The sequence below is a fragment of the Pseudomonas sp. IPO3749 genome (assembly GCF_013386605.1).
In the GTDB taxonomy this organism is placed as follows: domain Bacteria; phylum Pseudomonadota; class Gammaproteobacteria; order Pseudomonadales; family Pseudomonadaceae; genus Aquipseudomonas; species Aquipseudomonas azotoformans_A.
Window position 1 is genome coordinate 12,876 of the sequence record NZ_JACARN010000089.1, and the last position, 25,054, is coordinate 37,929.

Here is a 25,054-nt window from a genome sequence, read left to right on the forward strand (position 1 = left end):
TTGTTGTTAACGGTTCACCAGTTTCGCCGGCAAGGCGATGACCAGGAAGCTGCTGAGGATCAGGCAGCCGGCGAAAAACCACAAGGCACCGGCGCTGCTGCCTGTGACGTCGATCGCAACGCCCATCAACGAGTTGCTCACCAAGCCTGCGATATTCGCCACCGAACAGGCCAGGGCAAAACCGGTGGCCGCCGCCGTGCCTTTGAGAAAGGTCGCCGGCAGGCTGAAGAACACCGGCACCGCGCCGATGATCGCCGCCGAGGCAATCGCGAACAGCGCAACGGTGGCCGCCACGTTATGGGTAAAGAACGTGCTGGTGGCCATGGCCGCCGCGCCGATGAAAAACGGCACGATGATGTGCCAGCGGCGTTCGCGGTGTTTGTCGGAGCTGGCGCCAATCAGCAGCATGCCGAGCAGGGCGGCGACGCTCGGTAGTGCAGTGAGCACGCCGATATGGAAGGTGTCGGTGACCCCGGCGTTGCGGATGAACGTCGGCATCCAGAAGCCCATGGCGTAGGCGCTGAGCAGGATCGAGAAGTCGATACCGCCAAGCATCCACACTTTGAGGTTGAAGAAGCCATCACGGAAACTGTGCTTGCTGGCGGAGCCGTCGGCGTCGTCTTTGCGCAGCTCGGTTTCCAACAGGGCTTTTTCCTCGTCCGACAGCCATTTGGCTTGCTGGTAGGTGTTGGGCAGGGCCCAGAAGGTCAGCACGCCCAGCAACACGCTGGGCACCGCTTCGATCAGGAACAGCCACTGCCAGCCGCGCAGGCCGCCCATGTGGTCGAAGTGGCCCATGATCCAGCCGGACAGCGGGCCGCCGATCACGCTGGAGAGCGGCAGGCCGATCATGAACAACGCGATGATGCGCCCGCGCCGATGGGTGGGAAACCAGGTAGTCAGGTAGTACAACACACCCGGCAGGAAACCCGCCTCGGCGGCGCCGAGCAGGAAACGCAGGATGTAGAACTGGGTGGTGGAGGTGACCAGCATGGTGCAGGCCGAGAGCAGGCCCCAGGTGATCATGATGCGCGCGATCCAGATCTTCGCGCCGACCCGCTCCAGCACCAGGTTGCTGGGGACTTCAAAGATGATATAGCCGACAAAGAACAGCCCGGCGCCGAGGCCGAACGCGGTTTCGCTGAACTGCAACTGGTCGAGCATCTGCAACTTGGCGAAGCCGATGTTGATGCGGTCCAGGTAGGCGGCCAGGTAGCAGAAGCACAGGAAGGGGATCAGCTTCCAGGTGATCTTGTGGTAGAGCGTGTTGACGGGGTCTGCGACCGAGGTCGCGGGCGCTGCATTCGCAATGGGCATTGGGTGTCTCCTGGCGGTGACTTATGGTTTTTATACAGCCGCTTTTGTTCCAGCACTTCGGAGTGCTGTAGAAGCGACTTCCAAAGGCAGTGTCAGAAGACTGAGTCGGTCCTGCTGGAGGTGATCAAGTGTGGGAGCGGGCTTGCTCGCGAATGCGGTGTATCAGTGACAGATATGTTGACTGACACACCGCATTCGCGAGCAAGCCCGCTCCCACATTGGATTGCATTCCAAAGTGGACGCTCAGTTTTTTCAAGACCGTGCTCTTTGGCACGGTTCTCATGAATCCTTATTGCTCCCTGAACTTGCGCATTGCCTCCTGCTTGCTCACCACGTCGCCATACTTGCTGTCGATATCGAACAGGTTGGCTTCATGGGGCGCCGGGTGCCGATCGCCGACGCATTCGCGCACGACGATGGTGCGAAACCCGTGTTGCACTGCATCCACCGCCGTGGCACGGATGCAGCCGCTGGTGGAACAGCCGGCCAGCACGACGGTGTCGATGCCCTGGGCATGCAGCATTGGCGCCAGGCTGCTGCCGAAAAACGCACTGGCGTACTGTTTGGTAATGACGACTTCCTCGGCCAGTGGCAACACCTCGGCGCAGAACGCCGCCAATGGGTTGCCTTCGACCATGTCTTTCATCACCGGGGCTTTTTTCACCCAGATCCCGCCATCGACGAAATGGCCGGGATGGTAGCGGATATTGGTGTGCACCACCGCAATCCCGTGTTGGCGTGCGGTGGCGAGCAGCTCGACGCTTTGCGCCACGGCCGTGACCACGCCGGGCGCGAACAGCGGCGCGCCTTCGGTGGTGTAGCCCTGCATGAAGTCGATCATCAGCAGCGCGGCTTTTTTGCCAAAGCCGATGCGGTTGCCCCATACGCCCTGGTAGTTGGCGTCGGCGGATTGTTCACTCATCTTTAAACCCCCTCAGTAAGCACCGGAAAGCAGGGCACCGGCACCCGGCACGATGGGCTCCAGGTCCAACGCCTTGAGCATCGCGTAGGTGGTGGCAATGGCGGCGGTGAGTACCGGTTTGCCGGTTTGTGCCTCGACCTTGGCCACCACCGGCAGCGATTGCATCTGCACGCAGGCGGACAGCACGATCACATCGACGCCTTCCAGGTTCATCCCGGCGACGATGGCCGGCAGGTTGGCCGGGTCGTGGCGGGCCACTTCGAGGTTGTCGGGGATTTCCAGGGCGCGCCAATCCACCACTTCAAAGCCTTCTTCACGGATGTAGTTCACCACCAGCTCGGTCAGCGGTTTCATGTACGGCGCGACGATCGCGATGCGCTTGGCGCCCATCACTTTCAGGCCTTCGATCAAGGCGCCGGCGCTGGTGATCACGGGCGCGTTGGCGTCGTTGTCAGCGGTGGCTTTGCGCAGGCGCTGTTCGGAGTTGCGGTGATAACCCAAGCCCATGGCCATGATCGCCACCAGGCAGGCGTAGCCCAGCACATCGACCTTGGCGTCGGACAACTCGACAGCGCAGCGGTCGGACTCGCCGTCCATGGCCGCCAGTTCTTCCTTGCGCACTTGCTTCATGCGCATGCGGCTGGAGTGAAAGGTGAAGCGCTCGGGACGTATTGCCTGGCGCGCGGTGAGCATCGCCGGAATCTCGGTTTCCATGGTGGTGTTGGAGCTCGGCACGATTTGGCCGATGCGGTAAGGCTTCTGCATGGGGGTCTCCATTCTTATTGTGTGAGGAAGTCGCCGAGGGCGACGAAGAAACCGTCGAGGTCGTCCCACGGAATCATGTGGCCGGCGTCTGGCACGCGGGCGACTTGGACGCTCGGTTGCAGGTCCTGGATTTCGGCAATGTCCTCATCAAGGATCACGCCGCCACGCCCGGCCACCATCAACAGGGTAGGGGCCTTGAGGAGGGGCAGGTCCTGGTGGAAATCCACTTCGTGAAAGTCATTGAAGGCACGCACGATGGCGGGCTCGTAGCAGGTGTGCAGCCATTCGGCGCGCAGTTGCAGTTGTTCCTGGGTCCAGGTGGCGCAGAAGGCGCGCATCGCCTGCGCGTCCATGCCGACCAGGGATTGGCGGATCGAATCGACGTACCACGGCAGTTTGCTCGGGTATTCGCGTCGGCCTGGGCCTGAGACCGGTGGGTCGATCAACACCACGCGCTTCACGCCTTGAGGGTGTTTGACGGCACTGCGCACGGCAAAGCGGGCCCCCATGGAATGGCCCATGAGGTGGTAGCTGTCCAGGTTCAATGCGTCGGCAAAGGCACCGATGTCCTCGGCGCAGGTGTCCGCGCTGTAATTCAGCTCGGGACCGGTCGAAGACAGGCCGCGACCGCGCACATCCAGCACATAGGTGTCGAACTGCGCGCCGAGGCGCTCGGCAACAAAGCCCCAGGTGATGGCCGGGCTGGTGATGCCGGGGATCAGGATCAGCACCGGGCCCTTGCCGCCATAACGCAGGTAGTGCTGGCGAATGCCGTTGGCCTGCACATTGCCGCCGTAGAGAAAAGTGCTCACGCGGCCACCCCCGATTTCAGTTCCTGGGCGTACAGGTCATAGCCATAAACCCAGGCCGGATCTTCCTGGGTGCGCAGCCAGGTGTTGGCATTGGACACGGCCTGCACGCGGGATGCGCGTTCCTTGCGGTTGGCTTCGTAGAGCTGGAAGGCGGTGCGGTAGTCGCTGATGCCGGTTTCCTGCAGGCAGCGGGTGAGCATCGCCGCGTCTTCGATGGCCATGCCGGCGCCCTGGGCCATGTGCGGTTTCATCGGGTGGCAGGCATCGCCGAGCAACACCAGGCGCCCACGGCTCCACAGCGGCAACGGGTTGCGGTTGCGCAGCGGCCATTTGGTCACGCTTTCGGTGGATTCGATCAGGGCCTGCACGGTGGGGTAGTAGCCCTTGAAGGCGTCGAACATCTCTTCGCGGCTGCTGTCGACGAACGCACCCTGGAAGTCCCATTCGGCATGGGGCACGCCGGTCACGTAGTAGTACTCGTCGCGCTTGCCGGTGGTGTAGTAGACCATCATGTGGCGGTCTTCGGTCCACCACTTGATGCAGTCTTCGAACTTCAGGTCGTACTTGGCGAGTTGGTCGCCCCGGATCAGCGCACGGTGCGCGACCCAGCCGCTGTACAGCGGTTTTTCCACGCCGAGCAGTTCTTCGCGGATCTTGGAATTGATGCCGTCGGCGCCGATCACGATGTCGGCGTAGGTCACCTGGCCGTCGGCGAAGGTCAGGCGTACCTGGGTGTCGGTTTCTTCAAGGGTTTCCAGGCGTTTGTTGAAGTGCAGGGTACCGGGCTTGAGGGTGGACATCTGCAGCGCATGCAGGTCGCCACGGTGCACGGTGATGTAGGAAGCGCCGTAGCCGGTGAGCGGGATGCGCGAGAGGTAGTCGCCGCTTTCGCCGCAACGGCTGAACCAGTGCTCAGGGTGCGAGCCCATCAGGTCCAGCTGCTTTTCGATGCCCATGCGGCGGAAGATTTTCATGATGTTGGGGCCCATGTGGATCCCCGCGCCCAACCGGGAAAACTCCGGCGCCTGCTCGTAGACATCCACGTCGAAGCCGGCTTGCTGCAACAGGGTGGCCGCGGCGGCACCGCCCAGGCCTGCGCCGACGATGGCGATTTTCTGAGTGCTTCCCATGGGGCGTGTTCCTCTCTCTTTTTGATTTTCGGCGGCGTCTGTCCGCAAGGTATTTAAAGTGTATACGCTCATTTTTTGAAATGGGAAGCCTGTCTTTGCAAATTTATTTTTTGGCCGCATTTGTCCTGTGTAACGGTTTGTTGTTAGTAATTGCTAGGCTTGTTTCGATAGGTAACGTTTTTGTTCACCGCTTGCAGTCTGACTGCAATTCGGGTCTTATCGTTATTAAATGGCGTATACGCTATAAAAACGCACTAGAGTGAAGCGCAGTGCCTGAACTTGGTGCAGGCCCACAGGAGACAGGAAAATGCCGGTAAGCGATTGCGAACTGACCCAGATGTTTGAACACGTGTTGACGCTGTCCAAGGTCGACCCGACCCAGAGCGTTGCCGTGCTCAAGAGCCATTACTCCGACCCGCGCACCGTGCGTGCCGCGATGGACGCCGCGCAGCGCCTGGGGGCCAAGGTGTATGCGGTGGAGTTGCCGTCGTTCAACCATCCCAGGGCGATGGGCAACGACATGACCGCCTACTGCGGCGACACTGCACTCACCGGCAATATCGCCGCCCAGCGTGCACTGGAAGCCGCCGACTTGATCGTCGACACCATGATGCTGCTGCACTCGCCAGAGCAGGAGCAGATCCTCAAGACCGGCACGCGCATCCTGCTGGCGGTGGAGCCGCCGGAAGTGTTGGCGCGCATGTTGCCGACCGAAGAAGACAAGGTGCGCGTGCTGGCGGCCGAGCAGCTACTCAAAAAAGCGCGTTCGATCCACGTGAAATCCCGCGCCGGCAGTGACTTCCGCGCCGCTTTGGGACAGTACCCCTCGGTGACGGAATATGGTTTTGCCGATGAGCCGGGGCGCTGGGACCATTGGCCGAGTGGTTTCCTGTTCTCCTGGCCCAACGAAGAAACCGCCGAAGGCGTGCTGGTGCTGGACATCGGTGACATCCTGCTGCCGTTCAAGACCTATACCCGCGAGAAGATCACCCTGGAGATCGAGAAGGGCTTCATCACCAACATCCACGGTGGTTTCGAGGCTGAATACCTGCGTGACTACATGAAGTACTTCAACGACCCCGAGGTGTACGGCATCTCCCATATCGGCTGGGGCCTGCAGCCACGGGCGCAGTGGACGGCCATGGGCTTGCACGACAAGAACGACGGCATGTGCATGGACGCGCGGGCGTTCTATGGCAATTTCCTGTTCTCCACCGGGCCGAATACCGAAGTGGGCGGGACTCGCAAGACGCCGTGCCATATGGATATTCCGCTGCGCAATTGCGATGTGTACCTGGATGATGAAGCCGTTGTGATTGCCGGGGATGTGGTGGCGCCGCAAGCCTCCCGCGCCCGCTGATCAGAGGTGTGGGGATGGAGTATCATGCCTCCCCACCTTAACCACCCACCGAGCTCCGCCGTGCCAGATTCCTACGTATTTTCTGAACAAGTCGGCCACCTGTTGCGCAAGGCCTACCAGCGCCACCTGGCGATTTTTCAGCAGAATGTTGGCGATTCCCAGCTCACCGCCGTGCAGTTCGTCACCCTGTGTGCCCTGCGCGATCACGGTGCAAGCTCCCTGACCGAACTGGTCAAGGCCACGGCCGTGGACCAGGCGACCATTCGCGGCATCGTCGAGCGGCTCAAGGCCAAGGCGCTGATCAGCCTGGAACCGGACCCGCAGGACAAGCGCAAAGTGGTGGTGGACCTGTCCCCGGCAGGCGCCGAACTGGTTGCCCAGACCGCGCCGCGCGCTGCGCAGATCAGCGAATTGACCCTGAGCAATCTCAACCCGGCCGAACGGGTCGCGGTGTTGTTCCTGTTGCGCAAGATGATCGACGACCCGCAGGAATAATCCCAGCTGGCATCGATCTTGCTCTAAGTTCATGTAGTAGCCACTTCATCCGTCAAGTGTGTCGTGAGACCCCAGGTCCACGACGCTTTTTTTTGACTGTTTGATGAAGTGATTACTTCACCAACTGTTACGAGCGAAGCGAATGATCAGCCAGCACATCACGGTAACGCTTGAGGTCAACGGGCAGAAAAGCGACGTCAGCGCCATGGCGGACACGCCGCTGTTGCTGGTGCTACGCAATGACCTGGAACTCAATGGTCCCAAATACGGCTGCGGCCTGGGGGAGTGCGGTGCCTGCACCGTGATCATTGATGGAGTGGCGGCCCGTTCTTGTGTGTTTCCTTTGGCGGGTGCTGTGGACCGAGAGATTGTCACCCTGGAAGGCCTGGGCTCACGCCAGGATCCGCACCCGGTGCAACAAGCCTTTATCGATGAGCAGGCCGCGCAATGTGGCTACTGCCTCAACGGCATGATCATGACCACCAAGGCCTTGCTCGACCGTAACCCCAACCCCAGCGAAGCCGAGGTGCGCAACGAGCTGTCGGGCAACCTCTGCCGTTGCGGCACCCATATCGAAATCCTGCGCGCCGTGCTGCGTGCGGCCCGCCTGATGACCGTGGATTGATGACCATGACCGACACCCCGCTTTCCCGTGACCAGTGGCTGGCCAAGGCCGGCGTTTTGTTGATCGTCGATGACGTGCTGCCGCCTTCGGGGCCGGTGGCAAAAGGCGGCACGCCCACCGTGAAACCCAAGGAACTGGGGCTGTTTATTGCGGTAAACGATGACGGCCTGGTGTACGCGTTCAATGGCCATGTGGACCTGGGCACCGGCATTCGCACGTCGTTGGCGCAGATCGTCGCCGAAGAGCTCGACCTGACGATGGAGCAGGTGAAGATGGTGCTCGGCGACACCGAGCGTGTGCCCAACCAGGGTGCAACCATCGCCAGTGCAACCTTGCAGATATCCGCGGTGCCCCTGCGCAATGCCGCAGCCGAAGCGCGGCGTTTCCTGTTGGCGCGGGCGGCGGGGCGCCTGGGTGTGAGCACGGCCAGCCTGAAGGTCGATGCTGGCGTCATCCACGCAGCTGACGGGCGCACCGCCACGTATGCCGAACTGGTCAGCGGCCAGCACGACCAACTGCGCATCAGCGGTGACGCGCCGCTCAAACCCATCGAGGACTACCGCCTGGTGGGCAAGGGCGCTGCGCGAGTGGATATCCCCGGCAAAGCCACGGGCGAGCTGACCTACGTACACGACATGCGCGTGCCGGGCATGCTGCATGGCAGGGTGATTCGCCCGCCATATGCCGGGCTCGATTGCGGCGATTTTGTCGGCAACAGCCTGTTGAGCGTGGATGAGTCGTCCATCGCGCATATCCCCGGTATCGTCGCGGTGGTGGTGATCCGCGATTTTGTTGGCGTGGTAGCGCTGCGTGAAGAGCAGGCGGTCAAGGCCGCCAGCGAATTGCAGGTGCACTGGAAACCCTGGAACAACGCCTTGCCGGACATGAGTGATGTTGAACAGGCCATCCGCGACAACCCCCGCGTACGCCGAACCGTGCTTGACCAGGGCAATGTCGACGAAGCCCTGGCCGGCGCCAGCCAACGCATGCCGCGCAGTTATCTCTGGCCGTACCAGATGCACGGTTCGATCGGCCCGTCCTGCGGCGTGGCGGATTATTCGCCAGCCGGCAGCCGGGTGTGGTCAGGCAGCCAGAACCCGCATCTGTTGCGCGCCGACCTGGCGTGGTTGCTGGAGTGCGATGAAGCACTGATCGATGTGATCCGCATGGAGGCCGCCGGTTGTTATGGGCGCAATTGTGCGGATGATGTGTGCGCCGATGCCTTGCTGTTGTCCCGTGCGGTGGGCAAGCCGGTGCGCGTGCAACTGACCCGCGAGCAGGAACACCTGTGGGAGCCCAAGGGCACCGCGCAACTGATGGATGTCGATGGCGGTCTCAACGCCGACGGTAGCATCGCGGCCTACGATTTTGAAACCAGCTATCCGTCCAACGGCGCACCGACCCTGGCGTTGCTGCTGACCGGCCGTGTAGAGCCGGTGGCGGCGATGTTCGAGATGGGCGACCGCACCTCGATCCCGCCTTACGACATCGAGAATATGCGCGTGACCATCAACGACATGGCGCCCATCGTGCGCGCGTCGTGGATGCGCGGCGTGTCGGCCTTGCCCAACACCTTTGCCCACGAGTCCTACATCGACGAACTGGCGTTCGCCGCCGGCGTCGACCCGGTGGAATACCGCCTGCGTTACTTGAAGGACGAGCGCGCCATCGACCTGGTGAAGTCCACCGCCGAACGCGCCAACTGGGCGCCGCGCACTGCGCCGATGCAAACCGCCAACGAGGACCATCTGCTGCGTGGCCGTGGCTTTGCCTATGCGCGCTACATCCACAGCAAATTCCCCGGATTCGGCGCGGCCTGGGCGGCGTGGGTGGCGGATGTGGCCATCGACAAGCAAACCGGCGACGTGTCGGTGACCCGCGTGGTGATCGGGCATGACTCCGGGATGATGATCAACCCGGCCGGGGTGCAGCACCAGATCCACGGCAATGTGATCCAGTCCACCAGCCGCGTGTTGAAGGAACGGGTGACGTTTGAAGAGTCGACGGTGGCGAGCAAGGAGTGGGGCGGTTATCCGATCCTGACCTTCCCCGAAGTGCCACAGATCGACGTGATGATGATGCCGCGCCAGGACCAGCCACCCATGGGCGCCGGAGAGTCGGCGTCGGTGCCCAGTGCGGCGGCGATTGCCAATGCGATCTATGACGCCACCGGTATCCGTTTTCGTGAGTTGCCGATCACCCCGGAGCGGGTGCTGGCGGCATTGAACGCGGGCACCTTGGGCGAGCCGGCCAAGTCGCCGGAGAAACGCCGCAAATGGTGGTTTGGTGCGCTGTTCGCCACGTTGGGGGCGGTGCTGGCGACGGCCTGGCCGTTCCACAGTGAAATCGCGCCGATTGCACCGCCTAGCGCCGGCACTTGGTCCAAGGCCACTTTGGAGCGCGGGCGGTTGCTGGCGGCGGTGGGCGATTGCGCGGTGTGCCACACGACGCCTGGCGGCGCGACCAATGCCGGAGGGCTGGCGATGCAGACGCCGTTCGGCACGCTGTACAGCAGCAACATCACCCCGGATGTGCAGACCGGCATTGGCGCCTGGTCCTACCCGGCCTTCGAGCGGGCAATGCGTGACGGTATTGGTCGTGACGGGCGCAATCTGTATCCGGCGTTTCCCTATACGGCGTTTCGCAATATCAACGATGCGGACATGCAGGCGCTGTACGCCTATTTGATGTCCCAGGCGCCGGTGAGCCAGGCGCCGACGCCAAATGCGATGAGCTTTCCGTTCAATCTGCGGCCGTTGATGGCGGGCTGGAATGCCCTGAACCTGCGACGCGGTGAAATTTCGGTGCAGCCTGAGCGCAGCGAGCAATGGAATCGCGGCAATTACCTGGTCAACGGCCTGGGCCACTGCGCCGCCTGCCATTCGCCGCGCAACCTGATGGGCGCGGAGAAGGGCGGCAAGTCCTTTCTGGCCGGTGGTAGGGTCGATGGTTGGGAGGCGCCGGCCCTCAATGGTTTGTCCAAGGCCCCGACGCCGTGGACCGAGGACCAACTGTTTAGCTACCTGAGCACCGGCTATTCCGATGCCCACGGCGTGGCCGCAGGCCCAATGGGGCCAGTGGTGAGTGAGTTGTCGAAACTGCCCAAGACGGATATCCGCGCGATGGCGGTGTACTTGGCCTCGCTCAACGGTGATGCAGCTGCCGAGGCCCAGGTGGCTGCGGCGGACAGCGTGCCAAATCCCAACGGTCGACGGGTGTTCGAAGGTTCCTGCAAGGCCTGCCATGCGGATGGCCTGGGACCCAAACTGTTTGGGGTGAGCCCGTCGTTGGCGACCAATACCAATGTACACAGCGATCAGCCGGACAATTTGATCAAGGTGATTTTGCAGGGCATCAGCAAACCGGCGACCAAGGATCTGGGGTATATGCCGGGGTTCAAGGACAGTTTGTCCAATAGCCAGGTGGCGGATCTGGCGGCCTACCTACGCGGCAAATTCGCACCGAACGCGCCGCAGTGGAATGGCCTGGAAAAGAAAGTGGCGCATTTGCGCGCCAATCCAGGCACCCATTAAGGCGTCACGCCGCGCAGCACCAGGTCACTGATGAACCCCAGCCAATCCTGCTGCTGACCTTTGTTTGCCAGGTCTTCACCGAGGAACGAGCTGAGGGTGTGGCGGTTGGAGTTATAGAAGTAGCACAGCGAGGCGATCATCAAGTACACGTGCTTGAGGTCCACGTCCAGGCGAAACACGCCTTGGGCTTGGCCCGCCTCGATGATCGGGCGCAGTACGCCGACCGCTTCCCCGGACAACCTGCGCATCTCGCCAGACTGTTGCGCGTGCTTGCCCTGGTGCAGGTTCTCGATGCTCAGGATCGCCACGAACTCCGGGTGCTTGACGTAGTAATGCCAGATGAACGCCACCAGGTCGCGCAGCGCCTGCTCCGGTGCATCGAGGTTCAGCTTGAGCTTGCTTTCGGCTTTATTGAACTGCTCGTAGGTGTGTTCCAGCACGCAGACGAACAGGTGTTCCTTGCTGCCGAAGTAGTAATAGAGCATGCGGTCGTTGGAGTCGGCTTCCTTGGAAATGCTGTCGACACGCCCGCCGGAGTAACCGTCGCGGGTGAACACCTTGACCGCCGCCTGCAGGATGCGCGCGCGGGTCTGGTCGGCCTGTTGGGCGCGGATGCCGGTTTTCTTGATCGCCATTTCAGAGCGCCTTGCGCGACAGTCAGGGCGCGAAATATAGCATGGGGTTTTTCGCGTCCGTTCTATGACCGACAAGTTCTGTAATAATAACGCCATTGCGCTGGGGATTAAATTCGCGGCGGGCTATTTTGGTGCGTCTCAATAACTAGAGTAGCCATGGATGAAATACCAACCCTTCAGCCGTACCTTGATAGCCACTGCCCTGGTGTTAACGGTCAGTGGTGTGCATGCCGCCTCCCAGGCCCCGGTGGCCGGTGAAAATGGCATGGTGGTGACGGCCCAGCATTTGGCAACTCACGTGGGCGTGGATGTGCTCAAGGCCGGCGGCAATGCGGTCGACGCGGCCGTGGCCGTGGGCTATGCACTGGCGGTGGTGTACCCGGCGGCGGGTAACCTGGGTGGCGGCGGTTTCATGACCGTGCAACTGGCCGACGGGCGCAAGACCTTCCTCGACTTCCGCGAAAAAGCCCCGCTGGCGGCCACCGCCAACATGTACCTGGACAAAGACGGCAATGTCATCGAAGGCCTCAGCGCCAAGGGTCACTTGGCCGTTGGCGTGCCTGGCACCGTCTCGGGCATGGAACTGGCCCTGAGCAAATACGGCACCCTCAAGCGCGCCCAAGTCATCGCCCCGGCGATCAAGCTGGCGGAAAACGGCTTCGAGCTGGAGCAGGGCGATATCGACCTGTTGCACACCGCCACCGGCGAGTTCGAAAAAGACAAGGACATGCGCGGGATCTTCTTGCACAACGGCCAGCCGATGCAGGTCGGCCAGAAACTGGTGCAGAAAGACCTGGCCAAGACCCTCAAGGAAATCTCGGCCAAGGGCAACGACGGTTTCTATAAAGGCTGGGTGGCCAAGGCCCTGGTCGATTCAAGCCAGGCCGGCAAAGGCATCATCACCCAGGCTGACCTCGACAAGTACAAGACCCGCGAACTGGCGCCCATCGAGTGCGACTACCGTGGCTACCACGTGGTCTCGGCACCGCCTCCAAGCTCCGGCGGCGTGGTGATCTGCCAGATCATGAACATCCTCGAAGGCTACCCGATGGCCGACCTCGGCTATCACTCGGCCCAGGGTCTGCACTACCAGATCGAAGCCATGCGCCACGCCTACGTGGACCGCAACAGCTACCTCGGCGACCCGGACTTCGTGAAGAACCCGATCGAGCACCTGCTGGACAAAAACTACGCGGCGAAACTGCGCGACGCCATCGAGCCGCAAAAAGCCGGTGACTCCCAGGCGATCAAGCCTGGCGTATCGCCCCATGAAGGCAATAACACCACCCACTACTCCATTGTCGACAAGTGGGGCAATGCGGTCTCGGTCACCTACACCCTCAACGACTGGTTCGGTGCGGGCGTGATGGCGAGCAAGACCGGGGTGATCCTCAACGATGAAATGGACGACTTCACCGTCAAGGTCGGCGTACCGAACATGTACGGCCTGGTCCAGGGTGAAGCCAACGCCATCGCGCCGGGCAAGGCGCCGCTGTCGTCGATGAGCCCGACCATCGTGACCAAGGACGGCAAGGCCGTGATGGTGGTGGGTACGCCGGGTGGCAGTCGCATCATTACCGCGACCTTGCTGACGATCCTGAATGTCATCGACTACAAGATGAACATCCAGGAAGCGGTGGACGCGCCGCGTTTCCACCAGCAATGGATGCCGGAAACCACCAACCTCGAAACTTTCGCGGTGAGCCCGGATACCCAGAAGATCCTTGAGAGCTGGGGCCACAAGTTTGCCGGGCCGCAGGATGCCAACCATCTGGCGGCGATTTTGGTAGGGGCGCCGTCGCTGGATGGCAAGCCTGTCGGTAAGAACCGCTTCTATGGCGCGAATGACCCGCGTCGCAACACGGGTCTGTCCCTGGGCTACTGAGCACCGCTGTAGTGAGCGGGCTTGTCCCGCGTTGGGTTGCGTAGCGGCCCCAATAAAAACACCGCGGTCTGCCAGTCAGAACGCGGTGTTTGGTTTTAGGGCGGCTTCGCCCCCCAGCGCGGGACAAGCCCGCTCACTACAATAATTCTTCTACGGACTTGAAGGCCGCGACTCGGCGTTCTTCCCAATTCCCCTTGATCACCACGACTGCCTGCTGATGCTGCTGCATCCACTCCAGGCTGCCCTGGAAAAACGCCCGGCGATCCGCCAGTTGCGGCTGGCAGCGTTGGCCGTCGGCGGTCCATTCCACATCCTCCGGCGACAACAACAGGTGCAGGTCGTAATGGCGGGCCAGCAACTCGCTGTCGAGCCAGGCCGGGTAGTCGCCGAACAGGGTCTGGCTCCAGAGCTTGTTGGTCAGCAGGTGGGTATCGAGGATCAACAGATCAGGCTGTTGGGCGCGGGCGGCGTCTTCCCAGGCCAGTTGGCCACGGGCGATGGCCGGGATGTCGGCCAGGGTGGTGTCGCGTTGATGGTGATCGATGAAATAACGCACGTATTCACCCACCATCAAGCCGCCGAAATGCGCCTGCAATTGCGCCGCCAGCCAGCTTTTACCGCTGGACTCCGGGCCGGCCAGTACCACCACCTTCATGTGTGCAACGCCGGGTCGGCGCGCCATTCGCGCCAGCCTTGCACGGCAATCACGGTGAACAGCGCGTAGAGCGCGGCGGTGAGGTAGAGGCCTTTGTAGAGGAACAGCCCGACAAAGATCACATCGACGGCAATCCACAACGGCCAGCACTGCACGCGTTTCTGCGCCATCCACATCTGCGCTACCAAGCTGAAGCCGGTGAGGGCGGCATCGAGCCAAGGCTGGGCAGCATCCGTCCAGTGCGCCATGGCGGCACCGAGCAACAGACTGCCGACGGCGCCCACCGCCAGGCTGGCCATGATCGCCGGCACGCCGAGGCTGGTGACCTGACGCCCTTGCTTGATCGCGCCGGCGCGGGTCCACTGCCACCAACCGTAGACTTGCAGTGCGGCGTAGACCACCTGCAGCAGCATGTCGGAATAGAGTTTCACGTCGAAAAACACCCAGGTGTAGAGCAACACCATCACCAGGCCGATGGGCCAACACCAGGGGTTTTGCTTGACGGTCAGCCACACGGCAATCACCCCGAGGGCGGCGGCGAACAGTTCAAGCCCGGACATGGAGGTTCCTTGGGAGAGTGGGAGAGGGCGGTGATTGTAAACAAATCACCGCCGTTTCGCTCAGACCTTGAATTGGCGCAGCAGGCCGTCGAGCTGTTCGCTCAGGCCGCGCAAGTGCGCACTCGCCACACTCGACTGTTCTGCCGCCAGCGCGGTGCTGTGGGACAAGCCGGCGGCCTGGGTGACGTTCTGGTTGATGTCTTCCACCACGTGGGCCTGTTGCAGGGTGGCGCTGGCAATCGAGGCGTTGAGGCCGTTGAGGTTGCGCAGCGCCTGGCCGATGGCAGTCAGGCTGGCCCCGGCCTGGCCGGCTTGCTCGATGGTCAGTTGCGAGGCGCTGTGGCTGTCGCTGATCACCTTGACCGCCGCTTCCGAATGACCTTGCAGGCGTTCGATCATGCCCTGGATTTCGGCAGTGGATTTTTGCGTGCGCTGGGCCAGCAACCGCACTTCATCGGCCACCACGGCAAAACCACGCCCTTGTTCGCCCGCGCGGGCCGCCTCAATCGCCGCATTAAGTGCCAACAGGTTGGTCTGGTCGGCAATCGAGCGGATCACTTCAAGCACGCTGCCGATCTGGGTACTTTCCGCAGACAGGGTGCGAATCACTTCCACTGCCTGGCTGATGGTGCCGGAGAGCTGGTCGATCTGCTGCAGGCTGCCGTCGATATTCACCTGGCCTTGCTGCGCCTGGGCCTGGGCGTCGCGCATTTCGCTGGCGGCGTGTTCGGCGTTCTTGGCCACGTCCTGTACGCCGTAGGTGACTTCGTTGATGGCGGTGGCCACCAGCTCCATCTGCTGGGATTGTTGCTGGCTGCGGTCATGGGCCTGGGTCGCGTTGCTGCCCAATTCCTGTGAGGACTGGCCCAGGGCATTGGCGCACACCTGCAATTGGCCCACTACTTGGCGCAGCTTGGCGGTGAAGCTGTTGAAGTGCCGGGACAGTTGGGTGACTTCGTCTTGGCCGTGGGTGTCGAGGCTACGGGTCAGGTCGCTTTCGCCGCTGGCGATGTTGCCCATGGCGTTCACTGCGTCCTGCAACGGCCGCACGATGCTGCGTGCGATCAGCGAGACCAGCAGCGCCATCACCACGGCGATACCCAGGCCGATGAGCGAGGCTTTCCAGACCTGGCCGCTGAACTCAGCCTGCACATCGTCCACATACACGCCGGAACCGATGATCCAGCCCCAGGGTTGGAACAGTTGGATATACGACGTCTTGGCCACCGGCGCTTCGGCGCCCGGTTTCGGCCAGCGATAGTTGACGATGCCGGCGCCCTTGGCCTTGGCCAGGATCACGAATTCGTTGAACACGGCAAAACCGTCGGGGTCGCGGATGGCCGAAAGGTTCTGGCCGTCGAGCTTGGGGTTGGCCGGGTGCATGATCATCACAGGCGTGAGGTCATTGATCCAGAAGTAGTCGTCATGGTCGTAGCGCAAGCCACGCACCGCTCTCAAAGCTTGCTTCTGGGCGGCTTCGCGAGTCATCACGCCGGTGGTTTCGAGGCCGTGATAAAACGTCAGGATCCCGCTGGCGGTCTGCACCACGTGTTGGGTTTGCTGGCGCTTGGCCTGGTACAGGTCGTCATGAATCTGCTTGAGCATCAGCAAACCCAAGGCCAGCAGCATCAGCACGGCGACTATCAGGATCAGCCACAGGCGCCGGCTGATCGACATATTGCGCAAACTGTTCATCGTCCTGTCACTCCGTGCTTTTTATAATTGTGGGTGCCGCATCGACTTTTCCGCCTTGTCTGATAGGCTTTCGGCCTGTATTCGGAAAACCTGAGTACTGTCTGATTTTTCACAAGATTTTTGCAGGTCGGGGTTGAAACTCAACACCGCGTCTTGTCGTCAGTGAACCATTAAAAAGATCAACAAGGCTTGCCATAGAGCAAGACCTTTGGGGGAAGCATGGATTTTTGGACCGCCATACAGGCATTGATTCTTGGCGTTGTGGAGGGGCTGACCGAGTTCCTGCCGATTTCCAGCACCGGCCACCAGATCATCGTCGCCGACTTGCTCGACTTTACCGGCGACCGCTTCAACGCGTTCAACATCATCATCCAGCTGGGCGCGATCCTGGCGGTGGTGTGGGAGTTTCGCGGCAAGATTTTCGAAGTGGTCAGCGGCCTGCCGACCCAGCGCAAGGCCCAGCGATTTACCGTCAACCTGCTGATCGCCTTTATGCCGGCGGTGGTGCTGGGGGTGATTTTTGCCGACCTGATTCACCACTACCTGTTCAACCCGATCACCGTGGCCACGGCGCTGGTGGTGGGTGGCGTGATCATGTTGTGGGCCGAGCGCCGCGAGCATGAAGTGCACGCTGAAACCGTGGATGACATCACGTGGAAAGATGCGCTCAAGGTCGGCCTGGCCCAGTGCCTGGCGATGATCCCAGGGACTTCGCGTTCCGGCTCGACCATCATTGGCGGCTTGCTGTTCGGGCTGTCGCGCAAGACCGCCACCGAGTTCTCGTTCTTCCTGGCGATGCCGACCATGGTCGGTGCGGCGGTCTATTCGGGCTACAAGTACCGTGACCTGTTCCAGCCGGCGGACTTGCCGGTGTTTGCCATTGGCTTTGTGACCTCGTTCATCTTCGCGATGATCGCCGTGAAGGGCTTGCTCAAGTTCATCGCCAGTCACAGCTATGCGGTGTTTGCCTGGTATCGCATTGCGTTCGGTTTGCTGATCCTGGCGACCTGGCAGTTCGGCTGGATCGACTGGGCGGCCGCCAAGGCATGATGATCCAGCATCCCCGTCTGAAGGCGGCGATCTTCGTGCTGCTGTGCGCAGCCCCGTTGCTGGGTTCGGTGCTGGTATGGCAGCGCGGCGAGACGGTGATTCCGCTGGCGGCCTATGGCGTGGTCAGCGTGATCGCGTTCTTCCTGTACTGGAGTGACAAACGCAAGGCGCGCACTGACAGCTGGCGCACCCCGGAAAACATCCTGCACGCCGTGGAACTGGCGGGCGGCTGGCCGGGGGCGTTGATTGCCCAGCAGGTGTTCCGGCACAAGACGCGCAAGGTGTCTTACCAGGTGTTGTTTTGGGTGATTGTGTTGTTGCATGAGGTGTTCTGGTTGGATCAGTTGTTCCTCGGTGGCACCTTGCTCTCAGTGCTCTAGACCTGTGGCGAGGGAGCTTGCTCCCGTGGCGGCCTGCTGGTCGACCGAGCTGTATCAGGTGTAAGCCGATCAAAATGTGGGAGCGGGCTTGCCCGCGAAGGCTATGTGTCAGGCGCTAGAGTTTTCTGGTCGGGGTACATATCCGTTGCTGCGTTCGGCCAGCGTGGTTGACGAGGCGCCTCAGATCAAGATCAAGATCAAGATCAAGATCAAAAGCAGAGCAACCGATAGTCACTTAGATACCTAGGTGCTTTGCGTCAATCGTCCAGCAACAGCCCGACCTGCGTACGCTTGGGCAACTTGCTGACGACAAGCTGGTGAGAACGCCGCAACAACCCACGCAACTCCTCAGCACCCAACGGATAGGGCTTATTCATGATCACCCACTGCGCCCGCGCCAGATACGGCGCCGGGTGAATGCCTGGGCGGTCCACATGGCCGAGGAACAACTCCTTGTCGACCTTGAACGCCAACGACTCACCCCTTAGGTTCTGCAGTGCGAACATCTTGTTGCCCGCAATCGAAAACACACGCACGCCGCCCCATTTGTAATCCTCCCGCGCGCCCGGCAGGCTGAGGCAGAAGGCGGCGACTTGTTCTTCGGTCATCGTCATAGCAGGCGGTCTCCACAACCTTTGAAACCTTCTTCCAGGTAGTCGATCCAGGCACGAATGGCCGGCAACACGCCGCGACGATGCGGGTACACCGCTTGCAACCAGCCGCCAGGCAAGGACCACTCCGGCAGCAGTTGCACCAACCGGCCGTTGGCCAATTCCTCTTCGCAATACATCATCGGCAGCACGGTAAAGCCCAGGCCCATGATGGCGCTGGCCTTGCGCACGATGAAATCGTCGATCCCCAGCCGGGCTTCCATCGCCAGGTCGTGGGTATTGCCCTGGGGGTCGAGGATGCGTTGATGCACCAGGCGATCCGCCTCTAACGCGCCCAGGATCGGTAGTTGCTTGAGATCCTCAAGGGTCGTCACCTGACGGCCGTGCATCAGCGCGGGGCTGGCCACCAGCACGGTCTGGGCCTGACGCAGGCGCTTGGTCACCAACAGCGGGTCCTCATCGCCCAGCTCGCGTACGCGCAGGGCGACATCGATGCCCTCGGCGACCAGGTCGACACGGCGGTTGACCAGGGTCATCTCCAATTGCACCTGGGGATGCGCCGCCAGAAATCCAGCCACCAGTTCCGGCAGGATGTGCTGGGCCATGCCCACCGGGCAACTGACGCGCAGCCGGCCACGGGGCTCGCTGGACATGCTGGCCACCGCCTCATCGGCCATTTCCGCCTCCAGCAGCATCGCCTGGCAGTGCCGCAGGTAGCGCTCGCCGACGGCGGTGAGGGTGAGTTGGCGCGTAGTGCGTTGCAGCAGGCGTGCGCCGAGGCGTTCTTCCAGCTCGGCGATACGTCGCGACAGCCGCGACTTGGGAATCCCCAGCAGCCGGCCGGCGGCAGCAAAGCCACCGGCTTCCACGACTTTGGCGAAATAGTAGAGGTCGTTGAGGTCTTGCATGGGCAACCTATTGTCCTGTCAGTGGGACGAACTATCCGCGTCTGACGAGGGCAAATCCACTACAAATGTGCGCCAGCCATCAACACGTACTTCACGTGCACATACTCTTCGATCCCGTAATAGCTGCCTTCACGGCCATAACCGGACTGCTTGATGCCGCCAAACGGCACGGAAGCAGTGCCCACTGATCCGGAGTTGAGGATCACCATGCCGGCCTCCAACTGGCGCGACAGGCGCAACGACCGTCCCAGAGCGCTGGTGTAGGCGTAGGCCACCAGGCCGAATTCGGTCTGGTTGGCGCGGGCGATGACTTCGGCTTCATCCTTGAACGAATAGAGAGCGAACACCGGCCCGAAGATTTCCTCGGTCGCCAGGGGAGAATCGTCCTGCAAGCCGGTCAACACCGTCGGCTCGTAGAACAGGCCACCTTTGGCGTGGGGCTGGCCGCCCATCAATACCTTGGCCCCGGCGGCCTTGGCGTTTTCCACCAGTCGCGCCACCTTGTCGAAGCCCAGTTGATTGACCATGGGGCCGACCACAAAGCCTTCACGCAAGCCCTGGTCCACTTCGATCTCGGCCACGGCGTGCTTCAAACGCTTGATGAAGTCCTCGAGGATGCTGTGTTGCACGAAGATGCGGTTCGGCGAGATGCACACCTGGCCCGAGTTGCGCAGTTTTGCACTGACCAGTCCTTTCACCGCTTCGTCGAGGTTGGCGTCCTGGAACACGATAAACGGCGCGTTGCCGCCCAGTTCCAGGGTCATTTTCTTGATGCTCGCTGCGCACTGTGCGGCAAGCAATTTACCGACGCCGGTGGAGCCGGTGAACGAGATTTTGCGGATGCGTGGGTCGCCGGTCAGGATCTGGCCAATGTCCTTCGGGTCGCCCACCACCACTTCCAGGACTCCTGCCTCGATCCCGGCCTTGCGCGCGTATTCCAGCAACTTGAGGGCGGTGAGGGGCGTGTCTTCTGCGGGCTTGATCACCATGGTGCAGCCGGCCGCCAGCGCTGTGGCAACCTTGCGGGTGATCATCATGAATGGAAAGTTCCACGGGGTGATGGCGGCGACCGGGCCGATGGCTTCCTTGGTGACCATCACGTTGGCATTGCGGTCGTGAGTGGGAATGGTGTCGCCGTACACGCGCTTGGCCTCCTCGGCGTACCACTCGATGAAGCCCAGGCCGTAGTCGATTTCACCGCGGGCTTCGCTCAGGCATTTGCCGTTTTCGCGGCAGAGCAGTTCGGCGAAGGCTTCCTTGTCGGCTTTTACCGCGTCATGCCAGCGGCGCAGGATGTCGCTGCGTTCCTTGGCAAGCTTGGAAGACCAGTCAGGGAAGGCGGCGCAGGTGCGGTCGACGGCAGCCTTGACCTCGTTCTCGGTGTGCTTGGCGACACGGCCGATTTCTTCACCGGTGGCAGGGTTGTAGACGATAAGCATGGGGGAGTCTCCGAGGGCTGAAAGTGCTGTTTCAGGCTACGCAAATGCGGGGTTTGAGCGAATATCCATTCCAATGTGCTGATTGCCTATTCCTATAAGTCCGTAGCCTCGTCGTGGATTGCGCGTTAACGTGGCGTTTTACGCAAAGGCCAGCAAACATGGACCGAACAGGCAGAATCATCGAGTTGATGGGCACCTTGGCGCCTGTCGAAGGCTATAACCTGAGCGCACTGGATGACGTGCGTTTCCTGCGCTCCAATCGCCCGTTGCATCGGGTCCCGGTGCTGTACGACCCCGGCATCGTGATCGTCTGCCAGGGGCAAAAGCGTGGTTACCTGGGGGATGAGGTGTATTTGTATGACGCCCAGCACTACCTGGTGGTGTCGGTGCCGGTGCCCTTCACCATGGAGACCGACGCCAGTGAAGCCGAGCCGATGCTGGCGGTGTACCTGCGCCTGGATTTCACCCTCGCGGCGCAGCTGATGGTGGCGTTGGAAGACTTCCCCGAATTGATCGAGGCCCAGCCACGGGGCATGTATTCGTCACCGATGGATGACCGGCTCGGTGAATCATTGCTGCGCTTCCTGCAAGTGATGAGCGTGCCGATGGATGCGCAGATTCTGGGGCCGGCGCTGATGCGCGAGATCTACTATCGAATCCTGACGGGCGAGCAGGGTGGCTCGATGCGCGCAGCCCTGAATCGCCAGGGGCAGTTCGGCAAGGTGGCGAGGGCGATTCGCAAGATTCATGGGGGCTACCACCAGCACCTGGACGTAGAAACGTTGGCGCGGGAAGCGATGATGAGTGTGCCAAGCTTTCACGCGCATTTTCGCACTGTCACCGACACCTCGCCGATGCAGTACCTCAAGTCAACGCGTTTGCATCAGGCACGCCTGTTGATGCTGCGCAGCGATATCACTGCTGCCACGGCCAGTGCACAAGTTGGTTATGAAAGCGCCTCGCAGTTCAGCCGCGAGTTCAAACGCTTCTTTGGGCGCACGCCCCAGGCAGAAATCCAGTGGATGAAGCGCACCTATGCGTTGCCCGCACCGACGTCAGCGTCGATCTACGTGTCGTCGCACTGAGCATTGTCCTGTCAGCAGGACAAACAGTCGCATTTCAGCCGTCTAATCGTTTATTCGGATCATCTGTAGGATCAACCCCACTTGATCGCCCCGTCGCGATCCTCACTTGGAGATCCCGCATGAAACTGTTGCATATCGATTCCAGCATCCTCGGCGACAACTCGGCGTCCCGTCAGCTCAGCGCTGGTGTGGTCAAGGCTTGGCAAGCGGCTGAGCCAGGCGTGGAAGTGACCTACCGTGACGTGGCTGCCGAAGGCTTCAACCACTTCTCCGGCGCGACCCTGGGCGCCCTGGGCACTCCGGCTGATCAGCGCAATGCTGCGCAACAGCACGAAGCAGAACTCAGCGCCAAGACCCTGGCAGAATTCCTCGCCGCTGACGCGGTGGTGATCGCTGCGCCGATGTACAACTTCACCATCCCGACTCAACTGAAAGCCTGGATCGACCGCATTGCCGTCGCCGGTCAGACGTTCCGCTACACCGAAGCCGGTCCGGAAGGCCTGTGCGGCAACAAGAAAGTCATCGTTGTGTCGACCTCGGGCGGCTTGCATGTCGGCCAGGCGACCGGTGTGGCCCATGAAGATTATCTGAAAGTGCTGCTGGGCTTCCTCGGCATCACCGACATCGAATTCGTCCGCGCCCATGGCCTGGCGTACGGTGATGAGTTCCGCAGCAAGTCCTTGAGCGACGCCAACGTACTCATCAACGAACAATTGTTCGCGGCTGCGTAAAGCTTAGGTAAAACCGTGCCTTTCCCCGTTTCATTCTGAAACGGGACGTCTAAACTCTGTATTCTGATCGCCTCAAAACGACCGGACTACGGAGTTTTTTCGTTTACCCGCTGTCATTACTTTGGCCCAGGTTATGCACGCATGGGTTTATCACCCGGTCGAGCGCCTTGAACCATGGACTTTTCAACCCGACATGCCGGTTTTTATGCAGCAAAGGTGGACATCCTCATGATGCGTCTTTGTGCTGTTATGGTTCTTTCCCTGCTCGGTGGCCTGGTTTCAGTGCACGCCGCGCCTGCGCCGCACCCGCATTGGAGTGTGGGCTTCCATCGCATGACCTTCCTGGATCCGCTGGATTTGCAGCCGATGAAGGCCATCGCTTTTTATCCCTCCACTGGGCTTGAGCACAGCACGCCGCTGGGCGCTTATCGCGTTGCCGCCACGGAAGATTCCAAGATTGCCATCGGCCGCTTCCCGATGCTGATGCTGTCCCACGGCAACACCGGCACGCCGCTGGCCTTGCATGACCTGGCCACTTCGCTGGCGCGTAAAGGTTTTGTGGTGGTGGCGGTGCTGCACCCCGGCGACAACTACAAGGACCACAGCCGCCTGGGCACGGTGAGTAACCTGTATGGCCGGCCGATCCAGATTTCCGAAGCGATCACGGCCACCTTGGGCGACCCGATGCTATCGCCGTTCGTCAATGTCGATCAGGTGGGCGTGATCGGTTATTCAGCGGGCGGCGAAACTGCGTTGATCCTGGCGGGTGCCAAGCCGGACTTCGACCGCCTGCGCCGCTACTGCCAGGAACGCCCGGAAGACCGTGACGCCTGCACCACCAAAGGCGAACTGGTGGTGGACCGCGACGACCTGCAACCGCAATCCGATCCGCGTATTCATGCGTTGATGTTGATGGCTCCGTTGAGCCTGATGTTCGGCCGTCACACCCTGGCCGACGTGCATGTGCCGGTGCTGCTCTACAGCGGCGACGGCGACAAGCTGGTGGCCGTGGACAAGAACGCTGCGGCGCTGGCGCGCAAACTGCCGGAACCGCCGGACTTCAAGCTATTGGCCGGGGCAGGGCACTTCGTGTTCATGGCGCCGTGTGACAGCGATCAGTTGGCGGCCATGCCCGCCATTTGCACCGATGCCGATGGTGTCGACCGCGAAGGGATTCACCGTGACCTGATTTCCGAGGCGGGGCGTTTTTTCAGCCATACCCTGGGCCAAGCCACCCGCGCCGGGATGCAGACGGCTGATCAGTAAGCGCGACGCTTGAGCAGAACGGTCACGCCCAAGGCAGTCACCGACAACAGCGCGGCGCAGAAGAAGATCCAGCCATAGCCGAGGTTCAGTGCAACGGCGCCCATCAACGGCCCGGCAATCGCCAGGGCCAAGTCAAAGAACACCGCATACGCACTCAGGCCCGCGCCACGGCTGCTATTGGGCACCTGCTTGATGGCTTCTACGCCGAGCGCCGGGTACACCAGCGACAAGCCAAAGCCGGTCAGTCCCGCACCAATCAATGCCACGCCCGTCGACGGCGCCAGCCATAACAGCGTAAGGCCGAGGGTCTCGATGGTCATGCAGGCGATGGCGGCACGAAAGCCGCCAAACCGACTGATCGCAGAGATAAACACCAGCCGCGACAAGATAAAACACACGCCAAACACCGTCAGGCAGTAGGCCGCACCGGCCCAGCCACGATTGAGGTAGTACAGGGTGATAAAGGTGGTGAGGGTGCCGTAGCCGATGGAGGCCAGGCACAGGCTGGCGCCAAAGGGCGCGATACGCCCGAACACCGCCCAGAACGGCAAACGTTCGCCGCGCACCACTGGCACCGAGGGTTTATTGCGGATCAGCACCAGGCCCAGCGCGGACAATACGGCCAGTGCAATACCGAGGCTGTTGTAGCCGTACTCGGCCACCATTACCACGCCCAGCGGCGCACCAATGGCGATGGCGCCGTAGGACGCGATGCCGTTCCAGGAAATCGAGCGCGCCGTGTGTTCGGCACCGACGGCGCCCATGCACCAACTGATGGTGCCCACGCCGATCAGCCCTTGGGCCACGCCCAGCAACAGTCGGCCGACAATCAAAATGCCCAGGCTCAAGGCGGGCATGCTCTGTAGCAATGTCGCAAAGAACGTCAGCACGCCGCTGACCAGAATCCCCGCCAACCCCAACACAATGGCGCGCTTGGTGCCGACGTTGTCCGACATGCGCCCGGCCATGGGGCGGCTGAGCAGGGTCGCCAGGTACTGCGAACCGATCGTGACTCCGGCGACCACGGCGCTGAAGCCCAGTTGCTCATGCACATAGCCAGGAATCACCGCAATCGGCAGGCCGATGCAGATGAACGCGATAAAGGTGTAGAAGACGATGGAGACGATCTGCAGGGTGATCGACAGGGAGCTGGGGGCGGCGGCAGACATGGGCACTCGTTCGCGGGCGGGCGGTG

General features: G+C 61.6%; 23 protein-coding genes. 10 read left to right on the plus strand and 13 right to left on the minus strand.

Annotation, left to right across the window (positions count from 1 at the left end; all coding sequences use genetic code 11):
* Positions 1 to 6: 6 nt before the first annotated feature.
* The 5 genes from HX812_RS28010 to HX812_RS28030 form a co-directional block, all read right to left on the minus strand.
* Positions 7 to 1,317 carry an MFS transporter gene (locus tag HX812_RS28010; RefSeq protein WP_038851196.1) on the minus strand — a complete coding sequence of 437 codons (1,311 nt, stop codon included), beginning with the start codon at positions 1,315 to 1,317 and terminating at the stop codon, positions 7 to 9.
* A 289-nt stretch (positions 1,318 to 1,606) separates the two neighbouring features.
* Positions 1,607 to 2,239, minus strand: a complete 633-nt coding sequence (locus HX812_RS28015; protein ID WP_028616027.1) for an N-carbamoylsarcosine amidohydrolase — start codon at positions 2,237 to 2,239, stop codon at positions 1,607 to 1,609.
* 12 nt (positions 2,240 to 2,251) lie between these two features.
* On the minus strand, positions 2,252 to 3,004 hold the full coding sequence (locus tag HX812_RS28020; protein WP_010210656.1) for an Asp/Glu racemase: 753 nt from the start codon (positions 3,002 to 3,004) through the stop codon (positions 2,252 to 2,254).
* A gap of 14 nt (positions 3,005 to 3,018) precedes the next feature.
* Positions 3,019 to 3,816, minus strand: coding sequence for an alpha/beta fold hydrolase (locus HX812_RS28025; protein ID WP_038850413.1), 798 nt, complete (start codon positions 3,814 to 3,816; stop codon positions 3,019 to 3,021).
* Complete coding sequence (locus HX812_RS28030) at positions 3,813 to 4,946, minus strand: FAD-dependent monooxygenase (RefSeq protein WP_038850415.1); 1,134 nt, start codon at positions 4,944 to 4,946, stop codon at positions 3,813 to 3,815. The genes HX812_RS28025 and HX812_RS28030 overlap by 4 nt, the downstream gene beginning before the upstream one ends.
* Positions 4,947 to 5,253: 307 nt before the next feature.
* Between HX812_RS28030 and HX812_RS28035 the strand changes: the two genes are divergently transcribed.
* The 4 genes from HX812_RS28035 to HX812_RS28050 all read left to right on the plus strand — a co-directional run bounded on the left by HX812_RS28035 (position 5,254) and on the right by HX812_RS28050 (position 10,959).
* Positions 5,254 to 6,306, plus strand: a complete 1,053-nt coding sequence (locus tag HX812_RS28035; protein WP_038850416.1) for a 2,5-dihydroxypyridine 5,6-dioxygenase — start codon at positions 5,254 to 5,256, stop codon at positions 6,304 to 6,306.
* Positions 6,307 to 6,366: 60 nt separating this feature from the next.
* Positions 6,367 to 6,801: a MarR family winged helix-turn-helix transcriptional regulator gene (locus tag HX812_RS28040; protein WP_038850544.1), complete on the plus strand. Its 435-nt coding sequence runs from the start codon at positions 6,367 to 6,369 to the stop codon at positions 6,799 to 6,801.
* 142 nt (positions 6,802 to 6,943) lie between these two features.
* Positions 6,944 to 7,426, plus strand: coding sequence for a (2Fe-2S)-binding protein (locus tag HX812_RS28045; RefSeq protein WP_038850418.1), 483 nt, complete (start codon positions 6,944 to 6,946; stop codon positions 7,424 to 7,426).
* A 5-nt stretch (positions 7,427 to 7,431) separates the two neighbouring features.
* Complete coding sequence (locus HX812_RS28050; RefSeq protein ID WP_038850545.1) at positions 7,432 to 10,959, plus strand: molybdopterin cofactor-binding domain-containing protein; 3,528 nt, start codon at positions 7,432 to 7,434, stop codon at positions 10,957 to 10,959.
* Here the strand turns inward: HX812_RS28050 and HX812_RS28055 are convergent.
* On the minus strand, positions 10,956 to 11,594 hold the full coding sequence (locus HX812_RS28055; protein WP_033901617.1) for a TetR/AcrR family transcriptional regulator: 639 nt from the start codon (positions 11,592 to 11,594) through the stop codon (positions 10,956 to 10,958). The genes HX812_RS28050 and HX812_RS28055 overlap by 4 nt on opposite strands.
* 160 nt (positions 11,595 to 11,754) lie before the next feature.
* Here HX812_RS28055 and ggt point away from each other — a divergent pair, with 160 nt between their 5' ends.
* Positions 11,755 to 13,479: a gamma-glutamyltransferase gene (ggt, locus tag HX812_RS28060; RefSeq protein WP_038850419.1), complete on the plus strand. Its 1,725-nt coding sequence runs from the start codon at positions 11,755 to 11,757 to the stop codon at positions 13,477 to 13,479.
* A 136-nt stretch (positions 13,480 to 13,615) separates the two neighbouring features.
* Here the strand turns inward: ggt and HX812_RS28065 are convergent, their stop codons facing one another.
* From HX812_RS28065 to HX812_RS28075, 3 genes are read right to left on the minus strand one after another with little or no spacing between them, the layout of a single operon-like run.
* Positions 13,616 to 14,134, minus strand: a complete 519-nt coding sequence (locus tag HX812_RS28065; protein ID WP_038850420.1) for an AAA family ATPase — start codon at positions 14,132 to 14,134, stop codon at positions 13,616 to 13,618.
* The gene (gene pnuC, locus HX812_RS28070) at positions 14,131 to 14,694 is read right to left on the minus strand and encodes a nicotinamide riboside transporter PnuC (protein ID WP_038850421.1); all 564 of its coding nucleotides are present in this window, start codon (positions 14,692 to 14,694) and stop codon (positions 14,131 to 14,133) included. The genes HX812_RS28065 and pnuC overlap by 4 nt, the downstream gene beginning before the upstream one ends.
* Before the next feature lie 60 nt (positions 14,695 to 14,754).
* Positions 14,755 to 16,389 (minus strand): methyl-accepting chemotaxis protein, encoded by a 1,635-nt coding sequence (locus HX812_RS28075; protein WP_038850423.1) that lies wholly within the window; start codon positions 16,387 to 16,389, stop codon positions 14,755 to 14,757.
* A 219-nt stretch (positions 16,390 to 16,608) separates the two neighbouring features.
* On the opposite strand from HX812_RS28075, the gene HX812_RS28080 reads away from it, so the two are divergent.
* Complete coding sequence (locus HX812_RS28080) at positions 16,609 to 17,439, plus strand: undecaprenyl-diphosphate phosphatase (RefSeq protein ID WP_038850424.1); 831 nt, start codon at positions 16,609 to 16,611, stop codon at positions 17,437 to 17,439.
* Positions 17,436 to 17,819 (plus strand): DUF1294 domain-containing protein, encoded by a 384-nt coding sequence (locus HX812_RS28085; RefSeq protein WP_038850426.1) that lies wholly within the window; start codon positions 17,436 to 17,438, stop codon positions 17,817 to 17,819. The genes HX812_RS28080 and HX812_RS28085 overlap by 4 nt, the downstream gene beginning before the upstream one ends.
* A 257-nt stretch (positions 17,820 to 18,076) precedes the next feature.
* Here the strand turns inward: HX812_RS28085 and HX812_RS28090 are convergent, their stop codons facing one another.
* The 3 genes from HX812_RS28090 to HX812_RS28100 are packed head-to-tail and all read right to left on the minus strand — an operon-like array spanning position 18,077 to position 20,777.
* The gene (locus HX812_RS28090) at positions 18,077 to 18,433 is read right to left on the minus strand and encodes an MmcQ/YjbR family DNA-binding protein (protein ID WP_038850427.1); all 357 of its coding nucleotides are present in this window, start codon (positions 18,431 to 18,433) and stop codon (positions 18,077 to 18,079) included.
* On the minus strand, positions 18,430 to 19,338 hold the full coding sequence (locus HX812_RS28095; protein WP_038850429.1) for a LysR substrate-binding domain-containing protein: 909 nt from the start codon (positions 19,336 to 19,338) through the stop codon (positions 18,430 to 18,432). The genes HX812_RS28090 and HX812_RS28095 overlap by 4 nt, the downstream gene beginning before the upstream one ends.
* A gap of 59 nt (positions 19,339 to 19,397) precedes the next feature.
* Positions 19,398 to 20,777, minus strand: coding sequence for an NAD-dependent succinate-semialdehyde dehydrogenase (locus HX812_RS28100; protein WP_038850430.1), 1,380 nt, complete (start codon positions 20,775 to 20,777; stop codon positions 19,398 to 19,400).
* A 158-nt stretch (positions 20,778 to 20,935) separates the two neighbouring features.
* Between HX812_RS28100 and HX812_RS28105 the strand changes: the two genes are divergently transcribed.
* From HX812_RS28105 to HX812_RS28115, 3 genes are all read left to right on the plus strand, one after another.
* Positions 20,936 to 21,862 carry an AraC family transcriptional regulator gene (locus HX812_RS28105; RefSeq protein WP_038850431.1) on the plus strand — a complete coding sequence of 309 codons (927 nt, stop codon included), beginning with the start codon at positions 20,936 to 20,938 and terminating at the stop codon, positions 21,860 to 21,862.
* A gap of 119 nt (positions 21,863 to 21,981) precedes the next feature.
* Positions 21,982 to 22,593 (plus strand): FMN-dependent NADH-azoreductase, encoded by a 612-nt coding sequence (locus HX812_RS28110; RefSeq protein ID WP_033901176.1) that lies wholly within the window; start codon positions 21,982 to 21,984, stop codon positions 22,591 to 22,593.
* Between the two features lie 228 nt (positions 22,594 to 22,821).
* Positions 22,822 to 23,859, plus strand: coding sequence for a dienelactone hydrolase (locus HX812_RS28115; RefSeq protein WP_033901196.1), 1,038 nt, complete (start codon positions 22,822 to 22,824; stop codon positions 23,857 to 23,859).
* Here the strand turns inward: HX812_RS28115 and HX812_RS28120 are convergent.
* On the minus strand, positions 23,853 to 25,028 hold the full coding sequence (locus HX812_RS28120; RefSeq protein WP_038850433.1) for an MFS transporter: 1,176 nt from the start codon (positions 25,026 to 25,028) through the stop codon (positions 23,853 to 23,855). The two genes, HX812_RS28115 and HX812_RS28120, sit on opposite strands and share 7 nt — an antisense overlap.
* Between the last annotated feature and the right edge of the window lie 26 nt (positions 25,029 to 25,054).